Source organism: Cupriavidus pauculus, from assembly GCF_008801835.1.
Taxonomy (GTDB): domain Bacteria; phylum Pseudomonadota; class Gammaproteobacteria; order Burkholderiales; family Burkholderiaceae; genus Cupriavidus; species Cupriavidus pauculus.
This window is the reverse complement of record NZ_VZOW01000001.1, coordinates 218062-229189: the sequence shown is the minus strand read 5'-3', so window position 1 is coordinate 229189 and position 11128 is coordinate 218062. Positions and strand designations below refer to the sequence as shown.

General features: G+C 63.4%; 11 protein-coding genes. 6 read left to right on the top strand and 5 right to left on the bottom strand.

What is annotated here, in order from left to right; all coding sequences use genetic code 11:
• Positions 1-67 precede the first annotated feature (67 nt).
• A complete protein-coding gene (locus F7R19_RS01010) occupies positions 68-790 on the bottom strand; it encodes a DUF6875 domain-containing protein (RefSeq protein ID WP_150979067.1) in 723 nt (240 codons plus the stop codon).
• Positions 791-1203: 413 nt separating this feature from the next.
• On the opposite strand from F7R19_RS01010, the gene F7R19_RS01005 reads away from it, so the two are divergent.
• From F7R19_RS01005 to F7R19_RS00990, 4 genes are read left to right on the top strand one after another with little or no spacing between them, the layout of a single operon-like run.
• Positions 1204-2412, top strand: coding sequence for an efflux RND transporter periplasmic adaptor subunit (locus tag F7R19_RS01005; protein WP_150979066.1), 1209 nt, complete (start codon positions 1204-1206; stop codon positions 2410-2412).
• Positions 2413-2415: 3 nt separating this feature from the next.
• The gene (locus tag F7R19_RS01000) at positions 2416-3123 is read left to right on the top strand and encodes an ABC transporter ATP-binding protein (RefSeq protein WP_150979065.1); all 708 of its coding nucleotides are present in this window, start codon (positions 2416-2418) and stop codon (positions 3121-3123) included.
• Between the two features lie 2 nt (positions 3124-3125).
• Positions 3126-4280: an ABC transporter permease gene (locus tag F7R19_RS00995; protein ID WP_061955042.1), complete on the top strand. Its 1155-nt coding sequence runs from the start codon at positions 3126-3128 to the stop codon at positions 4278-4280.
• Between the two features lie 6 nt (positions 4281-4286).
• Positions 4287-5453: an ABC transporter permease gene (locus tag F7R19_RS00990; protein WP_061955040.1), complete on the top strand. Its 1167-nt coding sequence runs from the start codon at positions 4287-4289 to the stop codon at positions 5451-5453.
• Here the strand turns inward: F7R19_RS00990 and F7R19_RS00985 are convergent.
• The gene (locus F7R19_RS00985; protein WP_061955038.1) at positions 5450-6346 is read right to left on the bottom strand and encodes a LysR family transcriptional regulator; all 897 of its coding nucleotides are present in this window, start codon (positions 6344-6346) and stop codon (positions 5450-5452) included. The two genes, F7R19_RS00990 and F7R19_RS00985, sit on opposite strands and share 4 nt — an antisense overlap.
• A 133-nt stretch (positions 6347-6479) precedes the next feature.
• On the opposite strand from F7R19_RS00985, the gene F7R19_RS00980 reads away from it, so the two are divergent.
• Positions 6480-8381, top strand: a complete 1902-nt coding sequence (locus F7R19_RS00980) for an FUSC family protein (protein ID WP_150979064.1) — start codon at positions 6480-6482, stop codon at positions 8379-8381.
• A 163-nt stretch (positions 8382-8544) separates the two neighbouring features.
• Entirely contained in the window at positions 8545-8862 is a 318-nt protein-coding gene (locus F7R19_RS00975) for a hypothetical protein (RefSeq protein ID WP_061955077.1), read from the top strand.
• 96 nt (positions 8863-8958) lie between these two features.
• On the opposite strand, the gene F7R19_RS00970 is transcribed toward F7R19_RS00975, so the two are convergent.
• From F7R19_RS00970 to F7R19_RS00960, 3 genes are all read right to left on the bottom strand, one after another.
• The gene (locus tag F7R19_RS00970) at positions 8959-9942 is read right to left on the bottom strand and encodes an SRPBCC family protein (protein WP_150979063.1); all 984 of its coding nucleotides are present in this window, start codon (positions 9940-9942) and stop codon (positions 8959-8961) included.
• Entirely contained in the window at positions 9926-10291 is a 366-nt protein-coding gene (locus F7R19_RS00965; protein WP_061955032.1) for an ArsR/SmtB family transcription factor, read from the bottom strand. Before F7R19_RS00965 ends, F7R19_RS00970 begins: the two co-directional genes overlap by 17 nt.
• A 72-nt stretch (positions 10292-10363) precedes the next feature.
• Entirely contained in the window at positions 10364-10996 is a 633-nt protein-coding gene (locus F7R19_RS00960) for a TetR/AcrR family transcriptional regulator (RefSeq protein WP_150979062.1), read from the bottom strand.
• Positions 10997-11128 lie beyond the last annotated feature (132 nt).

Sequence of the window (11128 nt, the reverse complement as noted above, 5' to 3'; positions counted from 1 at the left end):
CCCGCGTGCGCAGCGCCCCCGCCGCCTGTCGATGCGGGAACTGACGCGGGCACGCCTGCGCGCGCGGTCACGGCGCGTGGGCGTCCAGATCGTCCACCGAATGCGCGCGCTCGGCCAGGTACGCTTTCATCGCCTCGGCGCAATGCGGTGGAATATCGAGACGGCTCCCGGGCCGCAGCATGGCATTCATCTTGTTCAGCCCATGCTCGCCGTGCCTGGTGAAATAATCGTCGAGAAATGCTCTTTTCTCGGCGAGAAATACCGCGTCCAGCGCAACCATTTCCCGAATCACCAGCAACGGCAATGGCGATTGCAGGGCATGGAAGTTCGCATTCCGAATGCCGGGCTTTTCACATCCTTCGTAAAACTCGCCCAGCATCAGACCCTGCGCCACAAATACCGGCTTCATGCGTTTATGAATTTCCGCAACATCCGCCGGACGGTCGAGTCGGTCGATAATAGTGAGAATGGTTTTGTGGCGCGCCTCGTCACCATCGGTGGGAATCTGGTCCCGATAAATTCCCAGCAGCGCTTCGATGGCATTATCGACGGCCTGGGCGGTTAATCCCGCAACGTCGATCCGGGTGATCCACAACGTATCCTGCGCAATTGCCACCGGCGTCCACGGGCAGACCACGCCCTTGCGGCCGAGCTCGGGATGGGGCCGGCACAGATATTCCATTACCCATTTCGCGATCGTGCCGACGCCGGCGGATGCGAAACGGTCGTCATCCATTGCTCGGGAAAACGGGATGAGTTCGAATTCGATTGTACTGATTGCACTTTGCATTTCGGGTATTGCCATACGAAAGCCAGACTAAACATGCCAGCGGATTGATGATTAATCCCAAAAATGCCAACGTGCACTGCCCAGCAGTGTGGAGATTACCTGACGTTTCCGGGAAGCATCGGCGATTGCCGGATCGAGATCTTGAATCGAACCGAATAGATGCTAGATGCCGAAGTCTATAGACCCGCTGTCATAGCGAGAATGGCACTTCGTCTAAATAAGGGCGTTGTTTATTCCGTTGTTTCAAATTTAAAAAGGCGATCGTCAATATCTGATCCTTCGAATAAACTTCACCATTCCTGAGGTAGATGCAATCCCCGTTTGAATTGCGATTCCTGTATATTTGACGCCCATCGTCGGGAGCGAGAACTCCCGCGGCGCACTTTCGCGCTTTCCATCCGCAGGATCCCAAATTGGCCGATCAAGACCTGAGCAAGCTGAAAATCGACCGTAGCGCCATGGCGCCCGTGCAGCGGCGGCGGCGCCCGTGGCGGCGTTACGCAATCATCACCGTGGTCCTCCTGGCGCTGATCGGCGTGGGTGTCAAATTGATGGGCCCGCAGCCCGTGGAAAGCACCACCGTCACCACCGCCTACCCATCCCAGAACTACACGCTGCTCAATGCCACCGGATACGTGGTGCCGCAGCGCAAGGCGGCCGTGGCATCGAAGGCGCAGGGCCGGCTGGAATGGCTGGGCGTGCTGGAAGGGTCGCGGGTCAAGAAAGACGAGATCATCGCGCGCGTGGAAAGCCGCGACGTCGAGGCATCGGCGGCGCAGGCGCGTGCGCAGGTGGAGGTGGCCCAGGCCAACCTGCAATTGCAGCAGGCCGAACTGCGCGACGCCGAAGTCAACCTGAAACGTTCCGAAATGCTGCTGGAACCGAAGGCCATCTCCAAGCAGCAGTACGACGCCGACCTCGCCCGCTACAACAAGGCGCGCGCGTCGATCAGCAATGCCCAGGCGTCTATCGTCTCGGCCAAGGCCAATGCCCGCGCCTCGGAAGTCTCCGTCGAGCAGACGGTGATCCGCGCGCCGTTCGACGGCGTGGTGCTGATCAAGCATGCCAACGTGGGCGACAACATCACGCCGTTCTCGGCCGCCGCCGACACCAAGGGCGCCATCGTGACGATTGCCGACATGGAAACGCTGGAGGTCGAGGCCGACGTGGCCGAATCGAATATCGCCAGGATCACGGTGGACCAGCCGTGCGAAATCCTGCTCGACGCCCTGCCCGGCCTGCGCATGGCGGGGCGCGTGGCGCGCATCGTGCCGACCGTGGACCGCTCCAAGGCTACCGTATTGGTCAAGATCCGCTTCGTTGACCGCGACCAGCGCGTGCTGCCCGACATGAGCGCGAAGATCGCCTTCCTGTCAAAGCCGGTGCCGCCGCAGGACAACACGCCGCTGCCGGCCGTGCAGCCGTCCGCCGTGGTCGAGCGCGATGGCAAGCCCGTGGTGTTCGTAATCGACAACGGCAAGGTGCGGCAAACCGCCGTCACGCGCGGCGCGAAGATCGGCGAACTGCAAACCGTGCAGGGCATCAAGCCCGGCGCTACCGTGGTGCTGGCGCCGGCTGACAAGCTGGCGGATGGCGCCAGCGTGACGCTGGCCAAGAAGTAAGACATGGCCGAACCCCTCGTTTCGATCCGCCATCTGGCCAAGTCTTACCAGCGCGGCGCGCAAACCGTGCCCGTGCTGTCGGACATCTCGCTCGATATCGCCGAAGGCGATTTCATTGCGCTGATGGGGCCGTCCGGGTCCGGCAAGAGCACGCTGTTGAACCTGATCGCCGGCATCGATCGTCCGGACCGTGGCGAGCTGCTGGTCGGCGGCATCGATATCTCCGGGCTGCCCGAAGCGTCGCTGGCCGACTGGCGCGCCGCGCACGTCGGCTTCATTTTCCAGTTCTACAACCTCATGCCGGTGCTGACCGCCTATGAAAACGTGGAACTGCCGCTGATGCTGACGCGACTGTCGCGCGCCGAGCGGCGCGAGCGCGTGGAACTGGTGCTGCGCATGGTCAACCTGGCCGATCGCATGGACCACTACCCCACAGAGCTGTCCGGAGGGCAGCAGCAGCGCGTGGCCATTGCGCGGGCGCTGATCACCGACCCCACACTGATCGTTGCCGACGAACCCACTGGCGACCTGGACCGCTCGTCGGCCACCGAGATCCTGGCCATGCTGCAACGGCTTAACGCCGACCTTGGCAAGACCATCATCATGGTCACCCACGACGCCCACGCGGCCGAGGCGGCAAAGTCGCTGGTTCACCTTGAAAAAGGCGAGCTGCTGCATACCGAACAGCGCCGCCCGGCGCCCCGGGACTGACGATGTTCGTGACCAAGCTGATCGCGCGCAACGCGATGCGCCACAAGCTGCGCACGATGTTGACCGTGCTCGGGCTGGTGATCGCCGTGCTGGCTTACGGACTGCTGCAGACCGTGGTCGATGCCTGGTACGCCGGCGCGTCCGCGGCATCCAACGCGCGCCTCATCACGCGGAACGCCATCTCGCTGACGTTTGCGCTGCCCCTCAATTACGAATACCGGATCAAGGGCGTGGATGGTGTGACGCTGGTGGCGCGTTCCAATTGGTTTGCCGGCATCTATCGCGATCCCAAGAACTTTTTCGCGCAGTTTGCGGTATCGGACAACTATCTGGACCTGTATCCCGAATACATCGTCCCGGCCGAGCAACGCGCCGACTACCAGCGCGACCGGCGCGGCGCGCTGGTGGGCCGCCAGTTAGCCGATTCCTACGGCTTCAAGGTCGGCGATGTCATTCCGCTCAAGGGCACGATCTATCCGGGCACCTGGGATTTTGTCGTGCGCGGCATCATCGATGGGCGCGACGAAAGCACGATCACGCGCCACATGATCTTTCACTGGGACTACCTGAACGAATCGGTGCGCAAGAGGAACCCGCGCCAGGCCGACCAGGTGGGCGTGTTCGTGCTGGGCGTCGACAATCCCGACAATGCCGCGGGCATTTCCCGCGCGGTCGACAACGTGTTCAAGAACTCGCTGGCCGAAACGCTGACCGAAACCGAGCAGGCGTTCCAGCTTGGCTTCGTGGCGATGTCCAACCAGATTATCGCGGCAATTCGCGTGGTGTCGTATGTGGTGATCGTGATCGTGATGGCGGTGATGGCCAATGCGATGGCGATGAGCGCGCGCGAGCGGATCACCGAATACGCGACGCTCAAGGCGCTCGGGTTTCGCGCCGGCTTCCTGTCGATGCTGGTGTTCGGAGAATCGCTGATCATCAGCGCGCTGGGCGGCGCGATCGGCATGCTCCTGACGCCGCCCGCGGCGAGTTTCTTCAAGCAGGCCGTGGGCGGTGTGTTTCCGGTGTTCACGGTGTCGCATGAAACCATGGCGATGCAGGCTGGCTGCGCACTGGTGGTGGGGCTGGCTGCGGCGATCGTGCCGGCCGTGCAGGCCGCGCGCGTGCGCATCGTCGAAGGCCTGCGGGCAATCGGATAGGCGCAGATGGCGATTCCGCTCCAATACATCGCGCGCAACGTGTGGGCCCGGCGCCTGACCACGGCGCTGACCGCCGGCGGGCTGGCGCTGGTGGTATTTGTCTTCGCCACCATGCTGATGCTCGATGCTGGCCTGAAGCAGACGCTGGTGACCACCGGCGAGCGCGACAACGTCGTAGTGATCCGCAAAGGCGCCGAAACGGAAATCCAGAGTTCGATCACGCGCGACCAGGCGGCCGCGATGGAAATGCATCCGTCCGTGGCGCTCACATCGGAAGGCCGTCCGACGTCGTCGCGCGAGGCCGTGGTGCTGATCTCGCTGACCAAGGCCGGCTCTCAGACCCCGTCGAACGTGGTGATTCGCGGCGTATCGCCGCTGGGTGTATCGATGCGCCCGCAGATCCGGCTGACCGAGGGCCGGGTGTTCAAGCCGGGGTCGGCGGAAATCATCGTCGGCAGCGGCATCGCCAAGGGCTACGGCAACGTGCGCGTGGGCGATCATCTGCGCTTTGCGCAGCGCGACTGGACCGTAGTGGGCCATTTCGACGCCGGCGGCAGCGGCTTCGATTCCGAGATCTGGGGCGATGTGGACCAGTTGATGCAATCGTTCCGGCGCACCTCCTATTCGTCGATGGTGGTACGGCTGACCGAAACCGACGCCTTCGACAAGTTCCGCACCGACATCGATGTCGATCCGCGACTGGCCAACGAAGCGAAGCGCGAGCAGCAGTTCTACAGCGACCAGTCCAAGGCGCTGTCGGCATTCATCAATATTCTGGGGCTGACGCTGACCACGATCTTTTCGGTGGCGGCGATGATCGGGGCGATGATCACGATGTACGCGTCGGTGGCCAATCGCGTCGGCGAGATCGGCACGCTGCGCGCGTTGGGATTCCAGCGCAAGAGTGTGCTGATGGCATTCCTGATCGAAGCGGGATTGCTGGGGCTGGTTGGCGGTGTCGCGGGGCTGCTTTGTGCGTCGCTGATGCAGTTTGCATCGTTCTCGACCACAAATTTCCAGACCTTCTCCGAGTTGTCGTTCCGCTTCCTGCTGACGCCGGCAATCGTCGCCAAGACGCTGTTGTTTTCGATGGCGATGGGCTGGATTGGCGGGTTCCTGCCGGCGTTGCGCGCGTCGCGGCTCAATATCGTCGACGCGCTGCGGGCGCGCTAGGCCTGGCCCATAACTTCCTCGCACACGGCGAGCCACGCGCGCGCCGCGTGCGATAGATAGCGCCCCGGCGACCAGATATGGGCCAGCGCCCAGTCCATGGTCGGCTCCGTCAGCCGTGCTACGGCCAACTTGTCGCGCGTTTCCAGCCGCGACAGCAGCGGCTCGGGCAGGAACGTCGTGCCAAGCCCGGCGGCGGCCATCGACGCGAGGAAATCCCAGTGGCCGCTTTGCGCCACCACATGCGGATCGATGCGGGCCTCCATAAACGCCTGACGCAGCTTGCGCGTCAGCGAGAAATCTTCGGTCAACAGGATCAGCGGCTCGTGGCGCAGCGCTTCGAGCGTGACGGTGCGTCCACTGGCCCACGCCGCGCGATGCGGCCCGACCGCCCAGATCGGATATTTCGCAAACGCGCGCGTTTCCAGCTGCAGGCCGCTGTCGCCGGGCAATACCGTGGCGCCCACTTCCAGTTCCCCGCTTGCCACCTGCTGCTCCACCACCTGCCCGCCATGCTCGGAGAGAATCAACTGCAGATTGGGATACCGCTTGCGGAACGCGCTGACCGCTGGCGAGAAAAACAGGTTCACCATCGGCGGGATGCCGACGGTCAACTGTCCGCGCCCGAGCGACGACAGGTCAGCCACCTCGAGCGTCAGCCGATGTACCACACCCAGCGCTTCCTGGCCCCGGTCATACACCACACGGCCCACGTCGGTCAGCCGCACGGTCTTGCCTTCCCGAATCAACAGCGGTTGTCCAACCTCGTCTTCCAGTTGCTTGACCATCTTGCTGATGGTTGACTGCGTGACATAGAGCGACGCCGCGGCCTGCGTGAAGCTCTTCAGTCGAGCCGTTTCAACGAAGTAGCGAAGCGCGCGGATATCGATCGGCATGAGCGCATTCCATGAATATTCCGAATAGAAGCTGGAATTTTAAATCATGACGTGAATATTTGCAGCGGGGCTACACTTGCCGTCCTACGCCCTCCTATTCACCACAATGCCGGACCACCGGCACATCACAACCATGGCTGGCTGGCCGCATGCCCGACAGTGGCTGTTTTCGCTGAAGGCATTCGCGGCCGCGATGCTGGCGCTGTATATCGCGCTGTTTTTCGGACTGCCGCGCCCTTTCTGGGCCATGGCCACCGTCTATTTCGTCTCCAATCCGCTGACCGGCGCCACGCGCTCGAAGGCGACCTACCGCGTGCTCGGGACATTGCTGGGCGCCACCGCCGCGGTCGTCACGGTGCCGCAGTTGGTGAACATGCCGATCGTGCTGATGGGTGCGATAGCGCTATGGATCATGCTGCTGGTCTACCTGTCGCTGCTGCAGCGGTCGCCGCGCAGCTATGTGTTCTTGCTGGCAGCCTATACATTGCCGATCGTGGCGCTGCCGGCCGTGATGCACCCCGCCGACATCTTCGACATTGCCGTGGCGCGCATCGAGGAAATCGTGATCGGCATTGTCTGCGCCGCGCTGGTTGGGGCCATCGTGTTTCCCGCCAACGTGGCCAGCGCGCTGCGCGAACGCACGCAAGTCTGGCTCGATGACGCCGCGGCCTGGGCTGCCGATATCGTGCGCGCCAATCCCCGCGCGGCCGCCAGCCGCCACCGGCTGGCGGCGGACATGCTGGCGCTGGACCAGTTGATCGCGCAGATGTCATTCGACGCCGGCAGCCAGCAGACGCTGTCGCACGCGCGCGCGTTACGGGCGCGGATGTCGCGTCTGATGCCCGTGCTGTCCGGTTGGGAAAGCGTGCTGCATGCGATGCGCGGCGAGCCCGGACATAAGCTGTCGCACACGGCGCTGGCAGAGACCGCCGCCTATCTGCAAACCCGCCAGGATGCGTTGATGCAGTCTTGCATCGCCCTGCAGCGAGCCATCGGCGATCACAACGGCACGTCACGGTCCGAGTCGCTTGCGGCAAGCGGGGCCACCCAGGCGACTGAGGCCGCTGAAGCCGCAGACGCGCAGGCGCTGTACCACGATCACGCGATGCTGTTGTTCGGCGCGGCCTCGGCTGGGCTTGCCGTGTTCTGCGCTGGGCTGCTGTGGATCTTTTCAGGCTGGGAGGATGGCGGCGGCCCGGTGGCGGTAGCGGCAATCGCCTGCTGCTTCTTTGCCACGATCGACGAGCCGCGCCCGGTGGCCAGGTCATTTATCCGTTGGGCCACCGTCTGCCTGCTGATCTCGTCGTTCTATCTGTTCCTGGTCATCCCGCATGCGCAGACCTTCGAAGCGCTCACGGGCATGCTGGCCGTGCCGTACCTCGGCATCGGCATGCTGATCACGCGACCCGGCTTCAATCTGATCGCGATGCTGCTGTCGGTCAATACGGCGTCATTCGCCAATGTGCAGAGCGTCTATGACGTCAATTTCGTCGGGCTCTTCAACGCCAATCTGGCCAACGCCGCGGCAATGGTATTCGCGCCGCTGTGGGCGATGCTGGCCCGTCCGTTTGGCGCCCATGTGGCGGCCCGCCGGCTGATTCGCGCCAGTTGGCAGGACCTTGCGCGTGCGGCTACCCGGCGCGGCGCCGACACTCACACCCAGGTTGGTGCGCGCATGTTCGACCGACTGGGGCAATTGATGCCCCGGCTCGGCGCCAGCCGGGGACGCATTGCATCGGACGGTTTCACCGAATTGCAGATCGGCTATTGCACGCTCGCGTTGCAGCGCGCGTTGCCGGCGCTGCCGCCCCACGCGCGCAAACCCGTCCGTCGCGTCCTGAGCATCGTGGCACGGCATTTCCGCGCGCGCGTGAAGTCGGGAGCGCCTCTGGTCGTGCCGCCGGCGCTGCATCCGTGGATTCAGGCGTCGTTAGCCGAAATGGCCTGCCTGCAGGATCGGAACCTGGCCGCCGACGTTGCCAGCGCGCTGACCGTGCTTGACGTCACGTTGCAGACACATGAAAAAATCGAATGAAAAATTGATTTTTAAATCATCACATGAATGATGCGGCGTGACTACACTTCGTCCCGTGCCGCACCACTCCGATGCGACATCGCCCACAAGGCGTCCAGGACGGCGCATCACCACTCCCCACCCCCGCACGATGCGCCGTCCACCCAATCAGTTGAAGATCCACATGCACAACTACACGATCAAGACCCTGCTTGCTACCACGATGCTCTGCGCCTGCACATTGGCCTCGGCGCAAACCAGCCAGGGCATGCAAGACCGCGGCGTTCCGGCCGACCGCTACGGCTACGCGACGCACAACGGCACGCGCGACGTCTACACCGAAGGCGCCAACGCCATCGGCAAGCGCGACGTTTATACGGACGGCGCCAACGCGCTGGGCAAACGCGACGTCTATACCGATGGCGCCCACGGTACCGCGGCGATGAACCTGGCCGGCATGGACCTGCATGGCGTTTCCGCCCCGCCGGCGCATACCGCCTGACGGGCTCACGCCCTCCACGCTCGCATTACTGCTTCGTTTTCTTGAGACCTTGTGCCGCGCCCGATTTCCGGGCGCGGCTTTTTTTCGATCGCGTGCTCAGCCCGGGCGCTTTGCCTGCTCCGTTGCCCATGCGCCAAGCGCGTCGAGCAACAGGCCCATCCCGTGTTCGCGCGATCCGGCATCGTCATAGCCATCGAGAAACGCACCATGCTCGGTCAGCGTAAGCTGCGTGCCTTGACCGGCCGGCTTGATCTCGAACGTGGCCAGCGACACCGAGATCTTGCGCGCGCCCATGTGCATCTCATAGCTGTAGACCAGCCGCTCGTTGGGGATCACGTCGAAATACACGGCATCGAACGTCGACACCATGCCGTTGTCCCACTTGCCCTGCAGATGCTCGCGCCCGCCGGGCCGTACATCCATCGAGCGCGACACCTCTGTATAGCCTGAACCACCATGAAACCACTGGCCCTTTGCCGCCGGATCGCTCAGCGCGCGGAATACCAGCGCCGGCGGTGCGTCGTAGGTGCGCTGGATCGAGAACGTGCTGTGCGCCACGGACCGCGGCGGTGTTTCCGCGCTGATCCGCGCAACCGTCTTTTCCAGCCGGTCCAGCGTCTGTAACCAGCCTTGCTCCGCGCCGCGCGTGAAATCGCCCGCCGTGGCATCGAGCAAGGTGTATTGCTGGGTCACCGTCATTTCGGTGCCGCCGCAGATGGTTTCAAAGCCGACCGCGGTGTGAGCGTTGAACAGCGGCTTGCCCTCGGTGGTCACTACGGACATGTCGATCACCAAGCGCGCGTGCGGCATGATTTCGACGTAGTGCCCGCGAATCCAGTGCTCGGACTCGCCGCCTTGCGACCGCATGCAGAGGTCGAACTTGCCGCCGGGATGGAAATCGATCTCGCACTCAGGCACGGTGTATCCCTGCGGGCAAAACCACTGCTTCAGGTGTTCTGCGGCGCTCCATGCCTTGAACACCAGATCGCGCGGCGCATTGAAGGCGCGCGATACGGTCAGGGATGGGCTCGGGTCTTGACGCTGTTGCGCGGCTTCGCGCGTTTCAGTTGCGGTTGCCATCGGATGCTGCCTCCTTTTTCATGGTTTCCAGGTACTCGCCCAGTCGATCGAAATGGCCTTCCCATTCCGCGCGCCGCGCGGTGATCCATTGCTCGGCCTCGCTTAGCGCATGTGGCGCCATTCGGCAGGTGCGCACCCGCCCCACTTTCTGCGTGTTGACCAGCCCGGCCTGTTCCAGCACGGACAGGTGCTGCATTACGGCCGGCAGCGACATGGCCAGCGGCCGCGCCAGTTCAGTCACCGACAGCGGCCCGCGAGCCAGTTGCGCAAGCATCGTGCGCCGCGTGGTGTCTGCCAACGCCTGAAAGGTTGCATCAAGCGGATCCGGAGAAGTGGAATAGTTAAGCATGTCCTTTAGTATATCGACGCGCGATAGTTAAGCAAGAACTTTAGTAAAGTATTTACGGAGCGGTCGGAAGAATCAGGAAACGGCCGACGTGGACGCCGCCCCGGCCTGGCGCTGCATCGCGGCGATGCGCGCCAGCACATCGGGCAATTCCGGCGGCGCCTGCAACCGCCCGAGCAGCCATTGCACCGATTCGACCAGCCGGTCGCGGCTGTAGTCGGCAGCGAAGCTGTGCAGCGTGGCGCCGTGCAGGAACAACCGCAACGCCAGCACCTCGGGATACGACTTGTCGGACGGGCCCTGGCCGAAAAGCCGCTCTGGCACCGTGGCCAGCAGCGGCCCAACGGCGTCGGCCAGGCGCTGGTCGCCGCGTGCCGCCATCCAGACTTCAAGGATTGCCACCGAGGTATGCCGCTGCCGGCGCTGCACCAGCATATGCAGCATCAGGTGCAGGCGTACGCGCGCCGACATCGGGCCCAGCGCGGCCAGGCGTCGGACCTCGGTATCAAGCAGAGCTTCGACCATCGCGGGCAGCAGGTCGTAGCGCCCTTCCGGAAACTGATGGCGCAGCGATCCGCGACTGATGCCGGCGAGCTCGCAGACGCGGGCCTCGCCAAAGGCGGCATAGCCTTGCTCGATCAGCAATGTGGTAGCGGCATCGATCAGCGCCTGACGTGTGAAGGCGCTTCGTTCGGCTTGTGTCGGCATGCGTGGATTGTAGCGATAACGTCATTGCGACAAGTTGAGTATTCAACCAATTCGTCGCATGTCACAAAAGAAACATACAAGTTTGTTTATATGTCGTCCGCGCGACTGTCCCGGAGCCAACGGGGACGGCGC

Bases quoted from the DNA above. Each gene is read 5' to 3' on its own strand.
- F7R19_RS01010 (WP_150979067.1), bottom strand. From the start codon at position 790: ATGCAAAGTGCAATCAGTACAATCGAATTCGAACTCATCCCGTTTTCC.
- F7R19_RS01000 (WP_150979065.1), top strand. From the start codon at position 2,416: ATGGCCGAACCCCTCGTTTCGATCCGCCATCTGGCCAAGTCTTACCAG.
- F7R19_RS00995 (WP_061955042.1), top strand. From the start codon at position 3,126: ATGTTCGTGACCAAGCTGATCGCGCGCAACGCGATGCGCCACAAGCTG.
- F7R19_RS00990 (WP_061955040.1), top strand. From the start codon at position 4,287: ATGGCGATTCCGCTCCAATACATCGCGCGCAACGTGTGGGCCCGGCGC.
- F7R19_RS00985 (WP_061955038.1), bottom strand. From the start codon at position 6,346: ATGCCGATCGATATCCGCGCGCTTCGCTACTTCGTTGAAACGGCTCGA.
- F7R19_RS00980 (WP_150979064.1), top strand. From the start codon at position 6,480: ATGGCTGGCTGGCCGCATGCCCGACAGTGGCTGTTTTCGCTGAAGGCA.
- F7R19_RS00975 (WP_061955077.1), top strand. From the start codon at position 8,545: ATGCACAACTACACGATCAAGACCCTGCTTGCTACCACGATGCTCTGC.
- F7R19_RS00970 (WP_150979063.1), bottom strand. From the start codon at position 9,942: ATGGCAACCGCAACTGAAACGCGCGAAGCCGCGCAACAGCGTCAAGAC.
- F7R19_RS00965 (WP_061955032.1), bottom strand. From the start codon at position 10,291: ATGCTTAACTATTCCACTTCTCCGGATCCGCTTGATGCAACCTTTCAG.
- F7R19_RS00960 (WP_150979062.1), bottom strand. From the start codon at position 10,996: ATGCCGACACAAGCCGAACGAAGCGCCTTCACACGTCAGGCGCTGATC.